The 22,951-nt window shown below is 45.8% G+C and carries 19 protein-coding genes and 1 pseudogene; 1 reads left to right on the top strand and 19 read right to left on the bottom strand.

The genetic code is table 11. From position 1 onward, the window contains the following. Positions 1–9: 9 nt before the first annotated feature. The 15 genes from QMA13_RS24900 to cymR all read right to left on the bottom strand — a co-directional run bounded on the left by QMA13_RS24900 (position 10) and on the right by cymR (position 15,788). Complete coding sequence (locus QMA13_RS24900; protein WP_481858246.1) at positions 10–2,163, bottom strand: methyl-accepting chemotaxis protein; 2,154 nt, start codon at positions 2,161–2,163, stop codon at positions 10–12. A 298-nt stretch (positions 2,164–2,461) separates the two neighbouring features. After that, positions 2,462–3,742, bottom strand: coding sequence for a peptidase U32 family protein (locus QMA13_RS24905; RefSeq protein WP_282936416.1), 1,281 nt, complete (start codon positions 3,740–3,742; stop codon positions 2,462–2,464). Between the two features lie 42 nt (positions 3,743–3,784). Further along, complete coding sequence (locus tag QMA13_RS24910; protein WP_282936417.1) at positions 3,785–4,714, bottom strand: peptidase U32 family protein; 930 nt, start codon at positions 4,712–4,714, stop codon at positions 3,785–3,787. Positions 4,715–4,729: 15 nt separating this feature from the next. Next, positions 4,730–5,839: an endolytic transglycosylase MltG gene (gene mltG / locus QMA13_RS24915; RefSeq protein WP_282936418.1), complete on the bottom strand. Its 1,110-nt coding sequence runs from the start codon at positions 5,837–5,839 to the stop codon at positions 4,730–4,732. A 62-nt stretch (positions 5,840–5,901) separates the two neighbouring features. Then, positions 5,902–6,201: a DUF1292 domain-containing protein gene (locus QMA13_RS24920; RefSeq protein ID WP_282936419.1), complete on the bottom strand. Its 300-nt coding sequence runs from the start codon at positions 6,199–6,201 to the stop codon at positions 5,902–5,904. Between the two features lie 22 nt (positions 6,202–6,223). Then, entirely contained in the window at positions 6,224–6,532 is a 309-nt protein-coding gene (locus QMA13_RS24925; RefSeq protein ID WP_282936420.1) for a DUF1292 domain-containing protein, read from the bottom strand. 5 nt (positions 6,533–6,537) lie between these two features. Further along, positions 6,538–6,957, bottom strand: coding sequence for a Holliday junction resolvase RuvX (gene ruvX, locus QMA13_RS24930; protein ID WP_282936421.1), 420 nt, complete (start codon positions 6,955–6,957; stop codon positions 6,538–6,540). Positions 6,958–7,016: 59 nt separating this feature from the next. Further along, positions 7,017–7,280 carry an IreB family regulatory phosphoprotein gene (locus QMA13_RS24935; RefSeq protein ID WP_028549809.1) on the bottom strand — a complete coding sequence of 88 codons (264 nt, stop codon included), beginning with the start codon at positions 7,278–7,280 and terminating at the stop codon, positions 7,017–7,019. 137 nt (positions 7,281–7,417) lie between these two features. After that, on the bottom strand, positions 7,418–10,045 hold the full coding sequence (gene alaS, locus QMA13_RS24940; protein ID WP_282936422.1) for an alanine--tRNA ligase: 2,628 nt from the start codon (positions 10,043–10,045) through the stop codon (positions 7,418–7,420). 530 nt (positions 10,046–10,575) lie between these two features. After that, on the bottom strand, positions 10,576–11,856 hold the full coding sequence (locus QMA13_RS24945) for an ArsB/NhaD family transporter (protein ID WP_282936423.1): 1,281 nt from the start codon (positions 11,854–11,856) through the stop codon (positions 10,576–10,578). A gap of 270 nt (positions 11,857–12,126) precedes the next feature. After that, the gene (locus QMA13_RS24950) at positions 12,127–13,197 is read right to left on the bottom strand and encodes an AI-2E family transporter (RefSeq protein ID WP_282936424.1); all 1,071 of its coding nucleotides are present in this window, start codon (positions 13,195–13,197) and stop codon (positions 12,127–12,129) included. A gap of 231 nt (positions 13,198–13,428) precedes the next feature. Then, positions 13,429–13,626 carry a hypothetical protein gene (locus tag QMA13_RS24955; protein ID WP_282943535.1) on the bottom strand — a complete coding sequence of 66 codons (198 nt, stop codon included), beginning with the start codon at positions 13,624–13,626 and terminating at the stop codon, positions 13,429–13,431. A 10-nt stretch (positions 13,627–13,636) separates the two neighbouring features. Further along, positions 13,637–14,158, bottom strand: a complete 522-nt coding sequence (locus QMA13_RS24960; RefSeq protein WP_282936425.1) for a PRC-barrel domain-containing protein — start codon at positions 14,156–14,158, stop codon at positions 13,637–13,639. Positions 14,159–14,202: 44 nt separating this feature from the next. Then, entirely contained in the window at positions 14,203–15,351 is a 1,149-nt protein-coding gene (locus QMA13_RS24965) for a cysteine desulfurase family protein (protein WP_282936426.1), read from the bottom strand. A 17-nt stretch (positions 15,352–15,368) separates the two neighbouring features. Continuing rightward, positions 15,369–15,788, bottom strand: a complete 420-nt coding sequence (gene cymR, locus QMA13_RS24970) for a cysteine metabolism transcriptional regulator CymR (protein WP_282936427.1) — start codon at positions 15,786–15,788, stop codon at positions 15,369–15,371. 250 nt (positions 15,789–16,038) lie between these two features. Here cymR and mnmA point away from each other — a divergent pair. Beyond that, positions 16,039–17,123 (top strand): annotated as a pseudogene (gene mnmA, locus QMA13_RS24975) (tRNA 2-thiouridine(34) synthase MnmA). A gap of 43 nt (positions 17,124–17,166) precedes the next feature. Here the strand turns inward: mnmA and QMA13_RS24980 are convergent. The 4 genes from QMA13_RS24980 to QMA13_RS24995 form a co-directional block, all read right to left on the bottom strand. Next, positions 17,167–18,543, bottom strand: coding sequence for a hemolysin family protein (locus QMA13_RS24980; RefSeq protein ID WP_282936428.1), 1,377 nt, complete (start codon positions 18,541–18,543; stop codon positions 17,167–17,169). A 216-nt stretch (positions 18,544–18,759) separates the two neighbouring features. Continuing rightward, positions 18,760–20,082, bottom strand: a complete 1,323-nt coding sequence (locus QMA13_RS24985; protein ID WP_282936429.1) for a replication-associated recombination protein A — start codon at positions 20,080–20,082, stop codon at positions 18,760–18,762. Between the two features lie 159 nt (positions 20,083–20,241). After that, positions 20,242–21,567 (bottom strand): ABC transporter substrate-binding protein, encoded by a 1,326-nt coding sequence (locus tag QMA13_RS24990; RefSeq protein ID WP_282936430.1) that lies wholly within the window; start codon positions 21,565–21,567, stop codon positions 20,242–20,244. A 70-nt stretch (positions 21,568–21,637) separates the two neighbouring features. After that, the gene (locus QMA13_RS24995) at positions 21,638–22,930 is read right to left on the bottom strand and encodes an ABC transporter substrate-binding protein (protein ID WP_282936431.1); all 1,293 of its coding nucleotides are present in this window, start codon (positions 22,928–22,930) and stop codon (positions 21,638–21,640) included. Between the last annotated feature and the right edge of the window lie 21 nt (positions 22,931–22,951).

Consider the following 22,951-nt stretch of genomic DNA (forward strand, 5'->3'; position numbering starts at 1 on the left):
AGGAATCGCTTAAACCTCAAATTTGGACAAGGACTCCTGCAGTGAATTCGACAGCTGTTCCAGCTTGTCTGACAAGCGAACCAGCCCAGAGCTGATGCTTAACTGTTCCGAGCTAAGCGATGCTACCTCTTGTGAAGTAGCGGAAGATTCTTCGGCAACGGCACTTACATTAGACATCGCATCCGACAGCACCACTTGGGATGCATTCAGATTATCGATCGATTCCGTTACATCGGACAATTGAGTTATTAAACCGTTCATATGAGAATGAACTTCCTTAAAGATCGAATCGGCCTCTTTTACCGAGACAATCTGCTGTTGGAACATTGGATAAGCATTCGATAATGCGTTTACGGTTTCGTCGATTTCTTTTTGAATCGTTTCCGTCACTTGCCCTACAATCGCAATCGATTGACGGGATTGATCCGCCAGCTTGCGGATTTCATCAGCAACCACCATAAAGCCTTTGCCTGCCGCTCCAGCACGAGCCGCTTCAATTGTCGCATTCAGAGACAAAATATTCGTCTGCTTAGTCAAATTGTTCAACACATCGAGAATTTTCCGAATGGAACGCGTGCTTTCCTTCAGGTTGTCTACTTTTTCAACCATATCACGAGTCATGGTCTCAGTCTCATTCGTTTTGCCGATGAGCTCGGACATATATTGAATCCCTTGTTCACTGGATTGCTGAACACTGGATGCCGCCGTTCCCATAACGAGATTGGAATCGATAACCGATTTCATTTGCATGCTAATATTGTGTGTCAATTCATTGCCTCGTTCCGACTCGACCGCCAAGCTGGAAGCTCCGCCTGCAATCTCTTCGGTAGCAACAGCAATTTCTTTGGCTGATATCGCCGTTTTCTTCGAGGCATCTGACAGTTCAGCTGCAGTAGCGAGCACTTCCTGTGCAGAAAGATTCGTTTGCTTCACCAACTGGGTAATCTTCTCCATCATCTGGTTGAAGCTATGCCCCAACTGTCCGATCTCATCCTGAGAGTTGACATTCATCCTTACGGTAAGGTTACCCTCTTCCCCTTCTTTCATCAGGTTACGCAGAGTAACAACAGGACGGCCGATCATTCTTGCCACGAATATACCAATACCAATGGCGATAAGCGCAGCCACTCCAGCCATAATCCAAGTAAGATTAAATATCGCTTTTGCATCCTTAACCAACTCAGCGACAGGCATAGCGCCTACCAGGTACCAGTTCGTTTTCGCCGATTTATAATAGACGACTTGCATATCTTTCTTAGCTGTCATCGTGTTGTGAGATTCTTCGGTTAGAGAATCCTTAGCAACTTCCAAGTTGGATTTCTCACCAATCTGGCTGCGATCCTTGGAGAAAATAACATTCATATCCTGTGTCAGAATCATGGTCTGACCATCGTCGCCCATCTTGATGTCGCCAAGCTCTTTGTCGATAGCGTCTACACTGACTTCCATTAACAAAATAGCTTGTGGCGTATTCGTGGATGTATTTTTCAGGACGCGACCAAGTGCAAAGGTAGATCCGTTAGTTGACTCCGTATAGCCTTTTGCTTTTGCTTCAAGCCATGTCGCTTTCCCGTTGTTCTCGATGATTCTTTTGTACCATTCCTCTTGAGCTACACTCTCTTTGTTAATAGAGCTCCCTGAGGAACTGAGCGGCTCTCCGTTAGCCCGAAGCAAGTGGATAGCTTTAATCGTTTTATTCGAATATGTATATACGTTCAGCTTATCCCCGATTTTTTGTCTCAACTGTAGAAAGTCATAGCTGCTCCTGTTTACATTCTCAACCTCTTGGAGAAGCTTCTTCATATCATCGTCCAGTAGCACTTGCATAGATAAGTCTTCATAAATCCCATACAATAAATCCATTTTCTGTCCGGCTTGAATGATCGTTTGCTCCGACGCATCAACCACTTTCTTCTGCAGCACGCCGCTGGAAATATTGAATGACGTAAAACCAACCACTAATACAAAAAACAAAATGCTGACGAGGAAAATAAGGAACAGCTTAGTACCTACAGACTTTAATGGATTCTCCAATCGAAGACTTGCCCCGCTAACGGGTACAGCTTCTTTCAGCGATTGCCTGCTTGATGCTTTACCTTGTAATTGTTTTGCCTTGAACCAGTTTCCAATTTTCTCTGTCCATTGTTTAAATAAAGACAGTATCCCCTTCAAAGGACCCACCACCCTGATCTGAAATAGGTTATTCTGCGTATGTTGGGATGTAGCTTAGCTTACCATGATATTCGACACGGTCCGCCTATTTCCTCTCAAAAAATCGCTTTCATTACAAAAAAATAGTTCCGTTGACTTACTTTTCTTTATTCTGTCAACACACAAACATTTCCATAGTAACACGTAGCATAATATTCCTTTTTTTCAACTTTGTCCATGGGCCTAACTTCCTAGAAAAAAATAAGGAAGTCCCTATTTTATAGGAACTTCCTGTATATTAAGCTTTCTTTTATGCCTTACCCATTTTTTTGCGCATCATATCGAACGGTCTGACAGGTTGATCCACCTTCAGTTTCACTCTTTGCAGTGGGTGACGAGCCGCGTCTAGCTCTTGCCCTGCTTCGTCATGAATAGCCGACACCACTTGTTTGAAGAACGTACCTTTAGGCCCAAAAAATTCAACCTCTTGCCCCGGCTTGAAATGATTACGTTGTTGAATTGTGGCTACACCTGACTCTTCGTCATACTCCATCACTACACCAACAAAATCGTAAGGAGCTGCTTTATCCTCAGGTTCAAAAATATGATCTTCGTGTCCTGGTTCGTCATAGAAAAAGCCTGTGTTCAGAGGGCGATTCGCCGCTTTTTGAATTTCGTACAGCCATTCCGGCTTCAAAGAATAATTTACAGGATCTTCAAAATACGCATCGATCGCTTGACGATACGCATTCACCACGGTCGCAACGTAATGAACGCTCTTCATACGTCCCTCGATTTTGAAGCTGTCTACGCCCGAACGGACAAGATCAGGCACATGTTCAATCATGCATAGGTCTTTCGAGCTCATAGAGAACGCGTTATCTTCTTCATCAAACAGCGGGATCTCCTTAACACCCTCCTGCTGATCTCCCTCGCTCGTGAACAGGTCGTACTTCCAACGACAGGATTGGCAGCATCCGCCACGGTTGGAGTCGCGATCGGTGAAATGATTGGACAACACACAGCGGCCCGAATACGAGCTGCACATCGCTCCATGAACGAACACTTCAATCTCAATCTCGACATTCTTCTTGATGTCTACGATTTCCTGCATGTTCGCTTCACGTGCCAGGACGACACGGTCCACGCCTTCTTCTTTCCAGAACTGCACGGCTTGCCAGTTCATCGTCGACTGCTGAGTGCTCAGATGAATCTCCAGCTTGGGAGCTACCCGTTTGCAGGTTTCAATGATAACTGGGTCGGCAACGATAATCGCAGCCACTCCTGCGTCCTGAATGCCTCGCAAGTATTCCTCAATTCCGGCAATATCTTCGTTATGCGCATAAATATTCGTAGCGACGAACACCTTGGCTCCGTAGCGAGCTGCGAATTCTACGCCTTCACGCATTTCCTCAAATGTGAAATTATCCGCATTCGAACGTAAACCGTACTGTTGGCCTCCGATATAGACCGCGTCTGCACCATAGTGGACGGCAAATTTCAGCTTCTCCAGACTACCTGCAGGTGCGAGCAGCTCGGGCTTTTCCAGGCGAACTCGTTTACCAAGTAGATCTTGCTGTACTAAAGTCATGGTTTCAACCCCTTTAAAAAATGTTATTCAAACAATCTCGTATTAATAGACTTGCTCTTTATAAAAGAATCCGAAAGACAGCTCGCGCCGCGAGTCTTGGAGCTCGCGAATCGCGTCCATCCACTCTTCCTGGAATGCGTAATTTTCTGGATCGGCAAAATAAGCATCGATCGCTTTTCTATAGCTCTGAAGCACCGTAATATTATAGGCCAAAGGCTTTAACAGCGGGTCAATTCGGAAGCTATTGATTTGACCACCCATCAGCTCATGCAAATCTTCAAGCATACAGATATCGTCAGAACTCATTATATGAGTTCCATTGACATCCTCATAAACTGGATAGCGCTCATCCTGTCGTTCCTGCTCGATCAGAAACAGCCCTTCTTCTTTGCTAGTGCCCCGACGGTCGGAATGTCCCTGATGGTCTTGATAGTTCTTTAGCAGGCTCCGTTTGGAATGGTAGATGTTCGTGATGCCATGCACTTGCACCTCGACCTCCATGTGGGGAAGCTGTCGCTTGATCTCGAGAGTCTCCTCTAGGTTAAGCTCACGCGCCAGAACCACCCGCGTTGCCCCCTTAGATTTCCAGTAATTGGACGTTTCATAATTGGTGGAGGTCATTTCTGCATTCCAATGCAGCGGCAGCCCTTGAGCCCCTTGACGAATCGCTATAAGCACTGCTGGATCACCGAATACAACGGCATCAGCACCCAGTTCCTTTACTCTCCGTAAATATTCAGCCAACTCCGCAAGCAGATCATTCTCCATGATTTTATTAGCTACGACCACAAGTTTCGCACCGCGATCATGAACCCAAGGAATTAACTCACTTAACTCATCTAGCTTGATCTCTCCCGGCAAACGCATTCCAAATCGGTGCTCTCCGACGGCAACGGCGTCTGCACCGGCTTCAATATAAGCTTTTACTTCTTCCGCCGAGCCCGCTGATATATACAGCTCCGGTTTTTTCATCGTACTGTTCTCCCCTTATTGATTCTTTTTGCTCGCCGCAATATTTTGCTGATGCTGCTCATAGGTTTCCGCAAACAAATGCCCCTTGCTCCCATCCTTCTTTGTCACATAAAACAAGTATTTGGAGTCAGTGGGATAAATCGCAGCTTTAATGGATGCTAGGCTTGGGCTAGCTATCGGGCCTGGTGGCAGTCCGGTATGCAAATACGTATTGTAAGGACTCTCGATTTGGAGATCCTTCTCAAATAAGCGATCTTTGGGTTTATCCAATAAATACTGAATCGTAGCATCGATTTGCAAAGGCATCGATTTTTGAAGTCTGTTGTAGATAACGCTAGCTACCATGGGGCGTTCTTCATCCAAAACGACTTCCCTTTCAATGAGAGAAGCAATAGTCATCATTTGATGGAAGCTTTGTCCTCGCGCTTTCAAGCTCTCCTGCCAGCCCTCAGGCAGCGCTGCAAGCTTCTTATCCAGCTCCAGCATCATTTGATCGAGCATGTCCTCTATCTTAATATCCTTCTTCCACTCATACGTATCAGGGAACAAATAGCCTTCCAGCCTGCTGTTAAGCTGCAAATTGTTAGGAATATAAGAAAACGATTGCGCGGTAAAGTCTTTCTTTTGTTGGGCGGTTTCCATGAACAATAAAACATTTGTACCGAACTGCTGATTCACCTTTTCAGCGATTTGTTTCACCGTATAGCCCTCGGGAACGGTCAGTTTAATGCCCTGTTCTTTTACGGTTAATCCTTTGTTGAGTACATCAATGATAACTTCAAGAGTCATGCCTGGAGTGAATTCATATTCACCCGCTTGCAGCTTATCCCCTTGTCCCTTGTATTTTAAATAGAATGTAAACATCTCCGCATTGCGAATAATCCCAGATGCTTCTAACTTTTGCGCAATAGCCGAAGATCCCGTACCGGAAGGTATCACCACGCGTACAGGCTTTTCCGAAGGAGATACAGGCTGCAGCATCTGCCTTGCATACCAACCTATACCTGCTGCACCTACCAGGATTACGATTATCATGGTAATGACGATTTTTTTGCCCACCGTCATCCTTTGTCCTGCAGTCACGCTGTCATGTGCTCCTTCCACAGTAATTCCATAATGTACCATTAAACAACGAAAAAGAGCGGATTGTCTCCGCTCGCCTCCGTTTGAAAGCAAATTGTAGTTTGCTACATATCTTCTTGCGGGAACGTCATTTCGTCATACAGCTCCGAAACGGTTTCCCACTCGTCATCGTCTTCTATGGTTTCGAGTTCAAGCTCCCCGTCATTCGAAGTCACCTTGAAAATTTCAGGTTCTTCATTCTTGCCTTTCTCAGGCTGCAGCACCGCATAGCTTTGGGTACCCAGTTGAAATTCGGCCAGAAGCTTGTAGGCAATGGATTGTTCGCGGTCATCATACAAAATAATATCATCTCCGTATGCGCTGCGCAACTGATTCGTTGGTTTCATATCTTTCAATTCGTACAAAGGACTGCCTCCTGTATTGCGATTATCGGGATTCTTCTTCGTCCTCGGCCGCTTCATCCATCAAAGTATTGAAAGTTTCTTCCACAATGTTCCACTCTTCTTCATCTTCGATGGTATAGAGCTGTAAGTCGTCTCCGTCTTCTTCGTAGCGGAAAGCATACACTTCGTCAGACTCCTCATCGGCGTCCATCGGAACAACCATCAAATACTTTTTGTCTGATCTATCCACTTCGAACCTTGCAACCACTTCAAATTCCTCTTCATTACCGTCATCATCCGGAATAACAATGATATCCAGTTCTTCTTCTTGTAGTTGTTCCTCTTTAGACATACCATTCACCTCTTCGAATTGGAATCCATATATCCTTGCAAAATAAGCGCAGCTGCCATTTTATCAATGACCTGTTTCCGTTTCTTGCGACTTACATCGGCTTCTAGCAGCGTTCGCTGTGCGGACGCAGTAGTCAGCCGCTCATCCCATAGATGAACGGGCATTTGCAAAGTTTCATGCAAAGACTGGGCGAATGCGATACAAATTTCTCCCCGCGGCCCAATCGTATTGTTCATGTTCTTCGGCAATCCGACAACCAGCTCACGGACACCGTATTGCTCAATAATTTCACGGATTCTGGCATAATCCTTCTCCACGGTAGTGCGACGTATGACTTCTAATCCTTGAGCAGTCCAGCCCAATTCGTCGCTTAGAGCAATACCAATGGTCTTATCACCATAATCCAACCCCATTAAACGTTCCATTTGTTATACTCCCAAAAGCAGATTCGGACATTACTAGAATGCCCGACTCCGACATCCTGTTACGATTTATGCTGCTGCAAATAGGAACGAACCAACTCTTCGATCAGTTCATCGCGCTCCCTTTTGCGAATTATGCTCCTTGCATTGTTATGACGGGGAATATAAGCCGGGTCGCCGGATAAAAGGTACCCCACAATTTGATTGATCGGATTATAGCCCTTTTCCTGTAACGCGTCATATACCGCCAACATGACTTCCTTGGGCGATGTTTCGATTTCCTCTGCTTTTACGTTAAACTTCATCGTTTTATCCATCGAACTCATCCCAACACCCCCTTAGAAACATAAATGTAAAGCATAGCTGACAACAGCTGATATCTTCTTATATTCGCTGCGTGTCGAATAATTCCTGTTGACAGAGCAAATTTATTTTACCATATAGGAAAGTTTAGCTCCAATTGTTAAGCAGTCACTTGTGCTACAAGCTGTTCTACTTGCTGCAGCGCTTCTTGAAGCTTGGAAGCATCTTTGCCGCCTGCTTGCGCCATATCTGGACGACCACCGCCGCTGCCTCCTACAATAGCAGCCGTTTCTTTGATCAGCTTACCTGCGTGGAAGCCTTTTGCGATTAAGTCAGGCGTTACAGCTGCCACAAGGTTTACTTTATCCTCGGATGCTGCTCCAAGAACGATGATAGCCGAACTTAGTTTGGCCTTCATTTGATCCACGATGCCGCGTAGTGATTCCATATCGCCGGCGCTTACTTGAGCCGCCAATACCGGAACTCCTTGTACATCCTTCACTTGATCCGTTAAGGAACCTGCTTCGATCTTACCCAGCTTCGCTTTTAGCGATTCATTCTCACGGGAGAGCTCCTTCAGTTGAACAAACAAGCCGTCGATCCGTTTAGGGACATCTTGAATGTTTGCTTTCAGGAGCACTGCGGAGTCGTGCAGCAATTGAAGCTGTTGATCCAAATATTCGTATGCATTGCGTCCGGTTACTGCCTCAATACGGCGAACTCCGGAACCAATTCCTGATTCACTAACGATTTTGAACAAGCCGATTTGGCTTGTATTGGCTACGTGGCAGCCGCCGCACAGCTCTAAGCTGTATCCGCCAACTTGTACGACGCGGACGACGTCGCCATATTTTTCACCAAACAGCGCCATCGCGCCCATCGCTTTTGCTTCAGCGATCGGTTTGAGCGAGATGCTAAGTGGAGTGCTTTTCCAAATTTGACGGTTGACACGCTGTTCGATATCCTGCAGTTCTTCCGCACTAATACTGCCAAAATGCGAGAAGTCAAAGCGCAGACGCTCTGGAGCCACTAGAGAGCCCGCTTGGTTGACATGGTCACCCAATACTTCTTTCAAAGCTTTGTGCAGCAAATGGGTCGCCGTATGATTTTTAATGATGTCGTCACGCAGCTCAACGTTGACAGCCGCCTGTACGGTATCACCTTTACGAAGGACCCCGGTTACAACAGTGACGGTATGAACATGCTGACCATGCGGAGCTTTGCCGACATCATCGACACGCAATTGAAGATCCCCTGCCGTCATTAAGCCATGGTCGCTTACTTGACCTCCGCTTTCAGCATAGAAAGGGGTCTTATCCAAAATAACTTGGCAAGTTTCGCCTACGCCGACCAAATCGACAAATTGGTTCTCATGCACAATCGCGATAACTTTAGCAGTTGTTACCAAATCAGTATACCCAACAAACTCGCTTTTATCCGTTAACTCAGACAGCGGTCCTCCTTGAACCTTCATGCTATCTGCATCCTTACGCGCTTCTCTTGCACGATCACGCTGCTCCTGCATAGAACGGTCAAAGCCTTCTCTATCTACAGTCATTCCTTTTTCGGCAGCAAAGTCCTCGGTCAAATCAAACGGGAATCCGTAAGTATCATACAGTTTGAAAGCGTCAGAACCGCTAATTTGCGTACAGCCCTCTTTGAGTGCTTTTTCCGTCATCTCAGCCAAAATAATCAAGCCATCGGACAATGTTTCGTGGAAGCGCTCCTCTTCAGTACGGATAACCTTCTCGATAAACTCGCGTTTGTCCACCACTTCCGGATAGTATACGCCCATCACTTCACCTACGACTGGTGTCAAGGTGTACAGGAATGGTTTATTCATACCGATGACTTTACCGAAACGTACCGCGCGGCGCAGCAAGCGGCGGATAATGTAGCCACGGCCTTCATTGGAAGGAAGCACTCCATCTCCAACGGAGAAAACAACCGTACGAATATGGTCGGCTATAACCTTCAAAGCCACGTCAAACTCTTCATTCTCGTGATATTTCACGCCTGTGAGTTTGCAGGTTTGCTGAATAATCGGCTGGAACAAATCCGTATCGAAGTTGGAATCTACATTCTGCAGCACGCTCGCGAAACGCTCCAAGCCTGCACCCGTATCAATGTTCTTATTAGGAAGAGGCGTATAGCTGCCGTCCTTATTGTGATTGAACTGGGAGAATACAAGGTTCCACACTTCAAGGAAGCGTTCGTTCTCACCCCCAGGCCAGCATTCGGGATCATTCAGATCACCGTACGCGTCCCCACGGTCATAGAAAATTTCCGTACAAGGTCCGCAAGGGCCTTCGCCAATATCCCAGAAGTTATCTTCCAGCTTGTAAATGCGTTCCTCAGGAAGACCGATTTTTTTATTCCAAAATTCGAACGCTTCGGTATCCTCAGGATATACCGTCACCGAAAGAAGGTTTGGATCCAGACCGAGCCACTCTTTGCCGGTCAAAAACTCCCATGCCCAAGTAATGACTTCTTCTTTGAAGTAATCGCCGATAGAGAAATTGCCGAGCATCTCAAAAAACGTTTGGTGACGGCGGGTTTTGCCTACATTTTCAATATCGTTGGTACGGATACACTTCTGAGAATTGGCAATACGCGGATTGTCGGGAACAACTCGCCCATCAAAATAAGGCTTCAACGGCGCCATCCCTGCGTTAATCCACAATAACGACGGGTCATTATGAGGAACAAGCGGAGCGCTCGGCTCGATTTTATGTCCCTTACTTTCGAAAAAAGCTAACCATTTGGAACGGATTTCACTAGCTTTCATATTAATATGTCCTCCTACTATATAATCTGTTTTTGTGTTAACCCGGTTCCGTCAGCAGACAGATGCAATCCTTGTTCCAAGTACCCGCTTATAACAAATCCTTACCCCGATAAGCCGCCAGCTGAGCCACAAAAACTGCTTTAACAACAAAAAATCGCCCCTGCTAACAGGGACGAATCAATCGCGGTACCACCCTGGTTACCGTACAGCCTCTCGTTCAAGCTTATAACAAGCTTTTTACAGACTGCACAATCTCCTTAGTAGACGAATAACGAGTCCATCCGGCGGATTTGTTCCGCACTCCGAAATGAGCTTTCAGCCATCCTTCATTCAAAGGTTCTCTCAGCTAGTCTTCATGCGGCATGAAGTCTAGAACCTTATCTCTGGATCATGGACTATGGCTTACTTGATTTCATCAACGCTTTCAATTATCCATTTTTTGCAGTAATTAAGGAAATTATATACGTTTCACGATATCTATGTCAACTCAGCACCGGTTTGTTCTTCAGAGGTCATAGTATTTTCTTTCTCTACATTAAATAACGCAAATAAATGTAAATATTGGCGATGACAATCGATAACAGCATCAGTGGGAAAGCCACTTTGAAAAAGGTCATGAAAGAGATCGGATGTCCTTCTTTTCCCGATATTCCAGCTACAATCAAATTTGCGCTCGCTCCGATAAGAGAGCCGTTTCCGCCTAAGCAAGCACCTAATGCCAAGCTCCACCATAAAGGCTCGAGATTCGCAATTCCCATGGTTCCCATTTCTTGAATCAGAGGGATCATCGTAGCGACAAATGGAATGTTATCGAGAAAAGCGGATGCGATCGCACTAAGCCACAAGATGAGGATTGCTGATTTTGTGACGTCTCCCCCCGTAATCCCAATTGCGTATTCAGCAAGCGCAGCAATGACCTCCGTTTCCACTAATCCCGACACCAAAACAAACAGCCCGACGAAAAAGAATATTGTGGTCCATTCTACACGTTGAAATGCCTGCTCCAAAGCATGTTCTCCTGTCAGCAATAACAGCAGGAACGCTCCAGCCAGCGCAACAGTTGCCGACTCCAAATGAACGACTTGATGGATAAAAAATCCAAATACGGTGAGCCCAAGAACAGTAAGACATTTTTTCAGCAATCTCTTATCCGTAATCTCCGCCCTCTCATCCATTTCCATAATCCCTTGTCGCAGTTCAGCGGTTGTCTGAATTTTTTTGCGATAAATTAGAACGAAAAAAGGCAGTGTCACTATCAGAATCAACATGGATATGAGTGATAAATTGTTGATAAAAGCCATAAACGTCAGTTCTTTGACGGCACTGCCAATCATTATGTTCGGAGGATCACCGATTAAGGTCGCCGTCCCTCCGATATTGGACGCCATAATTTGCGATATAAGGAATGGAATCGGCGTAACCTGAAGCTTCCTTGTGATACTCAATGTAACTGGCACCATTAGCAGTACGGTTGTTACGTTATCCAGGAAAGCGGAGCCGACAGCCGTCACTATGCATAAAACAACCAGAATCCGTACTGGATGCCCTCCTGCCTTTTTAGCGGACCATACGGCTATATACTTGAACAGTCCCGTATCAGCCGTAACACCAACGATGATCATCATTCCAATCAATAGACCCAGTGTATTAAAGTCGATGTGGTGTACCGCAGTCTCCTGGCTGACGATCCCTAACGCTACCATCAATATTCCGCCGATCATAGCGACGATGGTCCTATGGATCTTTTCGCTAATAATTAACGCGTAAATAACTAAAAAAATTCCGATGGCAATCCATGCTTGTTGATCCATGTTGACCCTCCTTAGAGTTTGCGAAGCAAACTTTCTTCGAAAGCGTTGCTGAGTTTTCGCAAGAAAACTTGCTTCATAAGCATTGCTGAGTTTTCGTAAGAAAACTTACTTCGTAAGCCTGAAAACGGCAAAAAGGAGCCCTTGGTGACAGGCTCCTCCAAAAACATATGCATATGCACTTGTACCGCTCTAATTTTCCGAGCTTAAGGTAATACGCAGCCAAACTATAGTTGGTTTCAAAAATTTGGGCTGCTTCAGCTTATGAAAATATTATGTCGTTCTGCGGTGTACGTAGTACATCAACACATGCTGAAGGATAACCTTCATAACAGCAAAAAAAGGGACCGCCAAGATCAAGCCAACAACACCGGCCAGCTCGCCGCCGACCAGCAAAGCGAATATGATCACCAAAGGATGCATTTTAAGCGATCTGCCCACCACCTGGGGAGAAATGATATTCCCCTCCATTATCTGACATATCGTATTGACGATAACGACCATAAGCACCATTTTTAAAGAAATGGTTGATGCCATAATAATCGCCGGTGCCGCTCCGAAAAAGGGTCCCAAATACGGGATGATATTAAATATTGCCACCCCGCAGGCCAGTAATAAGGCATAGGGCATGCCTATCATCCAATACCCCAAATAGGCCAATACTCCGATAATCATGCAGACGAGGAATTGACCGCGGATATAGTTACCAAGCGCTGTGTCCATATCAACTAGCAGCGTGATAACCTGCTTTCGTTTAGCCTTAGGCACAATAGCCAATACCGTCTTTTCAATAAGCTGAAAATCTTTTAAGATGTAAAATGCTAAAAACGGGATAATAAAAGCAATAAACACCATATTGATTGTGCTTCCAATGCCATCTATATAGTGAGAAATAGCCAACGAAATACCATTTTCCAGCTTTGCTAGCGATTGATTAATGCCTGTCCGGACACTGTCCGGTAAAAATTGCACGCTGTTCATTCCATCTACGAAGCCTTGAGCCTTCATAGCCATCTGCGGCAAGTGATTGTTGAGCTGAGCCAGCTGACTCATAAACATGGGAATGGCGTTCATGAGAACGACCGTTGTCGATAGGATGAACACCGCATAGATTAGCAGCACGGCTACCGTTCTTGGTACCTTTCGAGCATTAAGCAAGGATACGACCGGATTAAGCACATAGGAAATGATCATTGCTATAATAAAAGGGGCCAAGATTTCTTTAAGAAAGCTATAGATAGCCATGATCATCGGTTTAATTTGTATTAAAAAGAACAATATCAGCAAACTCAATAAGATATAAACTAGGACCATAAATAGATGGCTCTTATAAAATCGTTCCAATCGGATCACCTACCTCGTAGCACGTTCTATCGTACTCTTACAGTATATGTACAACCCTGGTATCTTAATCCTGAACTCCCGAGAATTGCAATGGAACGTCATAACTCGATTGAATCAGAATACACTGATTAATAGCACGGCTACCTTGGATTGAATGCAAAAAAACCGGCCCCCACGCATAAATAAGCGTTGAGACCGGTAGAAACTGTATCATTGAATTCATTCAACTACTCAGTTGGCATGAACCTGTGGCATTTCATCTTCAAAAAATAAATCATCGAGGGAACTAAGTGTTCCGTCCTCTTCAACCTGATAGACGGACATTTTTTCTCCGTTCACCGTCAGCTCAATAAAGCAGCCCCAGCAATAAAACTGGTGGGAGCCAATTTTGCCGATATCTTTGGAATTGCAATTTGGACAACGTAGCATCTGAATCACCCTATTCTTCAATTGGTATTATACTTTCCTCCAATGTATCATTGCAGTGAACGGGTACGATAATCGCGTCTTTACCTACAGTTACGGAATCAGGCAAAGGAAGCCATTTGCGCCCTTCCTTCAAGTCGGAGATAAAACCTTCTGTTAATTCATATCCTATTACCTTTTTACCCCTATTTTGATCCAAATAAACGTCGTCAACGATTCCTAATTGCTGACCGTTTATTGTTAAGACGGGCATGCCTTTCAGCTTCCTGTCTCCGTTAACCAATGAGGTATAGCATTGCTCATCATCCAGACGGCTTATAACTTCTTCATGCTCAATCGTAATGGCATCCTCGCCCAATGCGATAACATCTTTCCACAAAATACAGCTTGGAGTGGCAAACCAATGTTTCGTCTCCAACAATACCGCTTCGACCTGCCAAGCATCACCCAGCAAAAGGTCCTTTGCTGTACCTACCTGCTTACCGGATTGTACGCAAATTATCGGTAAACCGATCACATCACGCGCTCTTTTCAATGGAGACTTCCTCCTGAAGCAGCTGTTAATTAAACATTTGTTTACTATGTACTACGGACTCGGTTTACGATGGTTGCAATTTTTTGAGCTGCTATTTCAATCTGCTCCAATGTATTGCCGAGGCCAAAGCTGAAGCGTATGGCCGAAGTCATAAGTGACTCCGGAAGGTCCATAGCTTTTAAAACATGAGAGACTTCCAAAGAACCTGAAGTGCAGGCCGAGCCACTTGCAGCCGCTACACCTTCAAGGTCCAGATTCATAAGCATAGTTTCCGTTGTTACACCTGGAAAACTCACGTTGAGAATATGGGGTACCCGTTCAGTCGGATGTCCGTTGACAACGGCTTGATCCTTGCCAAGCAGTTCCTGAAGCCTTGAAGTCATTGCATTATGTAGTTTTTCCAACTTTTGTTGCTTTTCATACATTTCACCGTTTAGGATTTCTACCGCTTTGGCCAACCCGGCAATAGCAGCGACATTTTCAGTCCCCGGGCGACGTTTGCGTTCCTGATTGCCCCCGTGCAATAGAGGTTCAATCTTCACTTTCTTCGATATGTACAGCGCTCCGGCACCTTTGGGTCCATTAATCTTGTGCGCGGAAAAGCTCATGAGATCAACTGGCAGACTACTCAAATCCATACGTATATTTCCAAGCGCTTGCACGGCATCCACATGAAAATAAATGCCACGGTTCCGTGCAATCGTTCCGATTTCCGTTATCGGTTGAATCGTTCCGACTTCATTATTGGCATACATAATGCTGATCAATATCGTATCCGGACGGATGGCTTGCTCTACATCCGATACGCTGACACGACCGGTACTATCTACCGGCAAATAAGTGACCTCGAACCCTTGCCGTTCCAAATGTTCGCAGGCATGCAGCACGGCATGGTGCTCGGCCTGAGTCGTAATAATGTGTTTCCCTTCAGATGCCCTTGCATAAGCAGCACCAAATAGAGCCATATTATCGCTTTCTGTTCCACCGCTTGTGAAAATGAGTTGGGAAGGCGCGCAGCCGATAAAGGAAGCTAACGTATCTCTCGAATGATGGATGACCGAACGTGCTTCTCTTCCTGCGCTATGGGTACTGGAGGCGTTCCCGAAAGATTGTGTAAATAGGGGCAGCATAGCCTCGACAACTTCCGGATGAACCGGCGTTGTCGCAGCATGATCGAAGTAAATGAACATCATATCCGTGCTCCGTTAAACTATATGTAGAACATATAATTATCGTTTTGTCCTTCATCCTTATAGGATATCAGGTCGTGCAAAGTCGTAGAGTCGAGAACTTCAGCAATGCTATCGCGGATACGAACCCACAGGTCACGTTTAGCCGGATCGTCCTCTTCGGTAAAGTCGACTGGGCTAATTGGCCCTTCCAACACCCGTATCACATCGCCTGCAGAAATGTCTTCCGCTGTTTTCGATAAAATATATCCCCCATAAGCGCCGCGAATACTTTTAACCAAGCCCGCATTCCGCAGAGGCGCAACCAATTGCTCCAAGTAATGCTCGGAGAGTTGATGCTTCTCGGCAATACTTTTCAAAGAGGTAGGACCTTCTCCATATCGGGTTGCTAATTCCATCATGATGGTTAATCCGTATCGGCCTTTGGTAGAAATTTTCAAATAAAGCACCTCATTTACATTTCATACATTTTGGTATCGTTTATATGGTAACATAAAACCCTCTAAAGTGGGAGAAAAACCTTGACATATTCATGAAATATTTTATTATTCAAGCAAACCTATGTATAATACAATAGATACGACTTTCCTGAAACTGCTTTTAAACAGATCAACAGGGATAAATCAACTTGAACAGCCACAGCTGGTTTCAAGCTTAAGGTCGAACAAGCTGTAAGGAGAGGTAACCCGCATGAACAACAAAACACGTGTCGTCCTCGGCATGTCCGGCGGAGTCGATTCTTCCGTTTCCGCTCTCCTGTTGAAGGAACAGGGCTACGAGGTTATCGGCGTTTTTATGAAAAACTGGGATGATACCGACGAATTCGGTCACTGCACCGCAGAAGAAGATGCGGAAGACGTTCGCAGAGTATGCGACCAAATCGGTATTCCCTATTATACGGTAAATTTTGAGAAACAATACATGGATAAGGTGTTTCAATATTTCCTGGATGAATACCGCAAAGGAAGAACACCGAACCCTGACGTAATGTGCAATCGCGAGATCAAGTTCGGCGAGTTTTTGCAAAAAGCGCTTGAGCTTGGCGCCGATTATATCGCGACAGGCCATTATGCAAGAGTGGAGCAAAAGGACGGGCTGTTCCGTCTGATGCGCGGCGTAGACAACAACAAGGATCAAACTTATTTCTTGAATGCTCTCAATCAGTACCAACTGTCCAAGGCCATGTTCCCGATAGGACATCTTCCAAAGCCGGAAGTGCGGGCCATTGCTGAGAACGCAGGTCTTGCGACCGCCAAGAAAAAGACAGCACCGGTGTATGCTTCATCGGCGAGCGGAACTTCAAAGAGTTTCTAAGCGGGTATTTGCCAGCCAAGCCTGGTAACATGGTTACTTTGGACGGTGAGGTTAAAGGCCGTCACGACGGCTTAATGTATTACACCCTCGGGCAGCGTCAAGGACTCGGCATTGGAGGCTCCGGTAATGGTGAACCTTGGTTCGTTACCGGTAAGGATTTGGAGAAGAACATTTTGTATGTAGTTCAGGGTGAGAAGCATCCAAGCCTATACACAAGCGGACTTCGCGCTACAGATCTGAATTGGATCAGCGGCAAGCTGCCCGAAGCACCAATTCGTTGCACCGCCAAATTCCGCTATCGCCAACCGGATCAAGGCGTTACCGTAGCGTTCGGCAGCGACGGGAACTGTGTGGTAACATTCGATCAGCCGCAAAAAGCAATTACTCCAGGACAGTCTGTTGTATTTTACGACGGCGAGGTTTGTCTTGGCGGGGCTACTATCGATGTCATGGTTCCTTAGCTTTCTTCCGAAATAAGTTCGCTTAAGAACAAAAAAGGTCACTTTATGGTTTTAGCCATAAGGTGACCTTTTTATTATAACCTTTATATACTGATGGATGAGTGCTCCGAATGAGGCCCCTTACCTTTTTTTTCACTACGATTCTCGAGATTCGCAGTTGATCCGTTTCATCGATAATGAATTCATAGTTGTCGTCGTATCGGATATGCTGACTCTTCTTCGGTGGCATTTCCACTTGCGAATAGACCCAACCGCCTATGGTATCATAATCGTCCGACTCAATCTCTAATCCGAAATAACTGTTTACTTCTTCAATAAGCAATCGACCGTCGATGGAATGCGTCGCGTCATCCTTTTTTTCAATTTGCGGACGTTCTTCGTCAAACTCGTCTTGAATTTCTCCGACGATTTCTTCAATGATATCTTCGAAGGTCACCAAGCCTGATGTTCCTCCGTATTCATCAATCAGCAACGCCATCTGATTCTTTTTCTTCTGCATAAGCTTAAGCAATGCGCTGATTTGCATCGATTCGGGTACTTTGGTGATAGGCCGGACGATACTGCTAATCTGCCCGTTGCCTTGATTGAATTTCAGCAAATCCTTAATATGAACGAAGCCGATAATATTGTCTTTGTCGGGATCACACACCGGATAACGGGTGTGCATCTCGGTGATGGCGATCTTTTTGTTTTCCTCATAGGATAAGTTGGCGTAGAGGCATATCATTTCGGTTCTTGGGATCATGATCTCGCGGGCGTTGGTTTCGGTAAAATCAAAGATGTTGTCTACGAGTGCCAATTCGGTGTTATCGATAAGCCCGCTCTTGTTGCTTTCTTTCATGAGAACGCGAATTTCTTCCTCGGTGTGTACGGTGTGATGCTCTTCTGTAGGCTCTATCCCCGCCTTGCGCAGCATCCAATTCGAAGTACCGTTCAAAAACCAAATCAGTGGAAACATGAGCTTATAGAATAATATGAGAGGTCCGGCAGACAGCAAAGTGACTTTCTCTGACATCCGGATGGCGTAGGTTTTGGGGAACTGCTCTCCCAGCGTTATGTGAAAGGCGGTAATGATTGTGAAGGCGATGACAAAGGAGATCGTATGAATAACCGCAGTGGAGAACTGCAGCGGAAGCAGCACCGGCTCAAGGAGTCTAGCGATTGCGGGTTCGCCAATCCAGCCAAGCCCTAAAGAAGCGAGCGTAATGCCCAACTGGCAGGCCGATAAGTAACCATTTAAGTTGCTCACGATCGTTTTGGCGAATCTGGCGTTTCGATTTCCTTCCTGCACCAGCGCATCAATGCGGCTGTTGCGGACTTTGACCATGGCAAATTCGGCAGCCACGAAGAAACCGTTCAGTAGCACCAGAAATAACACAAGACTAAAATTCCATATCGCGGGTAACGGGTCACTATCCATCAATACGTTTCCTATTCCCCTCGCTCGAGGTGAATAGGTACACCTCCCTTAGGTTTATATTGTAAATTATATATTAATAAGCTATACAGTCAAACGCTGTGCTATGCCCAAAAATAACGAATGTGGGCTATAAAAGCTTGAACAATTTGGAAAAAACGACCGCAAATCGTAATATTCGGCCGTTTTTGAATATCCATCATATGAAAGCCTGTTTTACTAGCGTAGAGTCCCTTTGCTGTTTCTGCGACGTTCTTGATTCTGCCTGATTTTGTCTTCCATTCCCTGCTGCGTCGCTTCATAGAAATACTGGCCTTCCAGTGGCTGCGGTACATACAGCTGCTCCACATAATGCCCCGGATAATTGTGTGGGTATTTGTACCCCTTGTGCCCGAGCTTCTCAGCTCCTGAATAATGCGTATCCCGTAAATGCATTGGAACCTCTGCAGAGCCGATGGCGTCGAAAGCATCCATCACCTTGGCGATCGCCATCGGAATGGCGTTCGACTTGGGGCTTTCCACTGCAAAAAGAATCGCCTGAGCGATTACGTACTTTGATTCCGGCCAGCCAATCTTATGATACGCATCCATTGCGGATACGGACTGCACCATTGCCTGTGGATTGGCCAAGCCGATATCCTCGCTGGAGGCGACAATCAGCCGTCGCAGGAAGGTCATGGGATCCATGCCGAGCTTCTCTACGGCATAGAGGAACCAGAACAGCGCGGCGTCACTAGAGCCGCGTACGCTCTTGTGGAAGGCCGAGAGGACGTCGTACTGCGTCGACTCGTCGGCCTTCACGATACGCCGCCGAATTGATTCTTCGGCGACCGCAAGATTCACGCTAACCACCCCGTCCGCAGCCGGAGGGGTGGTTAGCGCAGCGAGCTCGAGCGCATTGAGCGCACGGCGGATGTCTCCGCCCGCCATGTGCGCCAGATGCGCTAGCGCATCTTCATCGGCCTCAATCGGCAGCATGCCGAGGCCGCGGTTCTTGTCGCTGAGCGCACGCCGCAGCGCGACAAGGGAATGCTCATGCGTGAGCGCATGAAGCTCAAAGAGCGTAGAACGGGACAGCAGCGCCCCGTTCACGTGGTGAAACGGATTCTCGGTCGTGGCACCGATGAATATTATAATTCCCTGCTCTACCGCTGGAAGCAGCGCATCCTGACGCGACGTATTGAAGCGATGTACTTCATCGAGAAACAGGATCGTTTTACGACCATAAAGATCCTTGTTCGTTCTTGCCTGCTCAATGACCTCTCGAACATCCTTCACTGTAGCATCTACCGCATTGAGCTTAACAAAAGCTCCCTGCGTTGCATGCGAAATAATATTCGCGAGCGTCGTTTTCCCGGTTCCCGGCGGTCCGTACAGCAAAATGGACGACACCTGATCTGCTTCAATAGCTCGACGCAGCAGCTTTCCGGGTCCGACAATATGTTCTTGTCCTATATATTCACTTAGCGTAAGCGGCCTCATTCGATCCGCGAGCAGCTTACCTGTTTGATTTTCTTCCGCAGCAAAAGAGAATAAATCCATACGATCACTACCTTTATATAAAACTGTAATAGAGCATGCACGGCATAATACCGTTCATGCTCTATTATAAAGGACCCTCAGGGAATTACAACGTTCCTGTAGCTCGGACTGTCTGAAACCAAGCCCCACCGCTTAGTTCATATCACAGCCCGCAACGCATTATTTTTTGGCATCCGTTATTTTTTTCATCGTATCTTCCTCGGTCGCCCGGAATACCGTATTGTAATCTCCAGTCATGATGACCTTAGGAACCGCTTTAGCGTAAGGGGTTAACAGAAGGCTATCATAACGTGATTTTTCAGGAATCGGAGCGAATTTGTTATAGAAAGAAGCGCCAAAGTTTTTCCCTTTGAAGATGCTTTCCTGTCCGTACGCTTTTTTCACGGCATCGTTATTCAACACCGGCATCAGTCCGATTTTAGACAGCTTGGTTTGATGTTCATCGCTAATTAAATATTTGATCACGTTCATCGCCTGGTCTTGCTGTTTGGACATGGAGGTTACGGTGAAATAAGTTGGATAAGCTTGCGATCCGACCTTAGGCAGGCTGTCGAACGTTGGCAGAGATACCATATCCCAGTTCATGCTTTGGAATTCTTCTGGAAATACAAATACGATAGATGATAGCCAAGCGAACATCGCCACATTTTTTTCTTTCAAAAATTCATTTCGATATGGAATCGCTTCTTTAAGCTCTTTCATATATTCGACATACCCTTGTGCTTTACTTGGTCCTACAAAGACAGTGTCGAAATACTCCCGCCATTTTTCATTGGTGAAGATGGTCGGTTTATCGGCTGCATCGACAAAAGGTATCGACAGCTGATTCATAGGGAGCATATGCGTTTGGGACGATGACAGACCGACATAGGTCTTGCCATCTACACGCGTCAACTGCTGTGCCAGCTTGTTGGCTTCTGTCCATGTCATACCGTCCTTCGGATACGGAACGCCGAATTTATCGAACAAATCTTTATTGTAATACAAAACCATGTTGTTATTGAAAACAGGAATACCATAAATTTTATCCTTCGAGATCTGTTTGACAGAATCTGCTACCGAGGGTTCCATTTTCGAAAAGTCGATCTGATGCTTCTTCATCAAATCGGTCATATCATACTCAAGTCCGTTATCGAGAAGACCGGAAGCAAAGCCGCCGATAGAATCCCAATAAATGTCGATCGTCTCACCGGCTGTGAGCAGCTCCTTAATCCCATAGTTCGACTGCTTCTGAATGTACTTAATGTTGTAATTAGGAAATTTTTGTTTAAGCGCATTGCCGAAACGCTCGTTCCAGCTGTCTGGCGAATCGCCGCTGTTCGAATAAATGACCAGATTAGCTGGTTCGTTATCCGTGTTACTCGCCGCTTTATCGGACGTACCTTTATCGGCTCCCGCTCCTCCTCCGCTTCCCCCACACGCTGCGAGCATGGAAATAAGCATACTGGACGCAATAACAGACAGGATTGACTTATTGAATTTCATCTTTTTACAACTCCCCTTCTCTACTTCAGTTTCGATCCAAATCTTAAGTGCAGCCCCAGATGATTTTCTTTTATTTCACTTTCTCCTTCTCCAAATATTGAGCAAATCTCTCATTCGCATCCCTTAATGCCGTGTTGACGTCTTTTCCCTGCTGCATGTCGGTTAGCGCTTTCTTGATTTCCGTTCTCCCTTGCCCGTCGTAAGGAGTTGTGTAATGGTTTTTGCGAATTTTGGCTCCGAAAGCCGCATTGAAGTTTTTGCCTTGAAGCGCTGGCAAATCGCTGGCAAATATTTTTTTATGTTCTTCCGTTTGCTTCAAGCTGGACAGCCTGCCTGAACGTACGACGATGTTCTGCACTTCATCTGAAATAATGTGACGCATGACTTGAAAAGCCAGCTGTTTATTGGCACTTTGCTTATTAAGTACCATGTAATGGGCATCCAGCTCACGCGCTGTTCCAAGTCCTTCCTTGAAGTTCGGCATTGTCACCATATCCCAGTTCATAGGGTGACCGTCACTGTGAAGCTTCTGCAAATCAGACGTGATTCCGCCGACCAGCATGGCCGTATTTTGCTTATCCGTAAAGTTTGGTATTGAGCTGCCTCCAATGTTGTGCCCTGGAATGCTTGTAATCGTAAGAGCGGTTTCCAGTACTTTTTTCCATTCCGGCGTATCCAGCACTGCTTTTCCAGTCTTCGTATCCACATAATCAAGAGATAACCCAAATCCCATCTTATCGACAGTGTCTGGATCAAGACCACGGTACTGTACGCCATCCACAGTTCGAGTGAGCTTCTTGTTCAATTCATGTGCAGCTTCCCAGTCCATTCCATCCTTGGGATAAGGCACAGCCAGCTTATCGAAAATATCTTTATTGTAGAACAACGCCACCCAGTTCATTACGTATGGCAAACCTACAATTTCGTTTTTGTCCGTGTACATTTTCAAAGATTCCGTAATGGCAGAGTCGAATCGGTTCATATCGATGCCGGCTCCCTTTATAAGTGGAGTCAAGTCATCTACCATGCCTAACCCCTGCCAATTCATTACGGTCGTGCTGGCAGCCAAAATAATATCCGGTACAATCCCCGCAGCCATCAAATCTTGAGGCATCATCCCTTTTGCTTTACGAATCAGCTCCAGTGTGACATTGGGATATTTAACAGCAATAGGCTTGATAAAGATTTTATCGAACTCTTCATCAGTGAGTGGGACATCCAGATAAAAGCTAAGCTTTACAGGTCCGGAAGGCATTTCATCCGTAGTCTTCGCATTCTGGGTTTGACCTGACTTTGGGGTCGAGCAGCCTGCCACCAGAAGTAAAATAACAAGCATCATGAGAAACCATGTTTTCTTATTCACCGTAAGCCCCCCAATTTCTAA

The sequence above is a fragment of the Paenibacillus sp. RC67 genome (genome assembly GCF_030020805.1).
GTDB lineage: Bacteria > Bacillota > Bacilli > Paenibacillales > NBRC-103111 > Paenibacillus_S.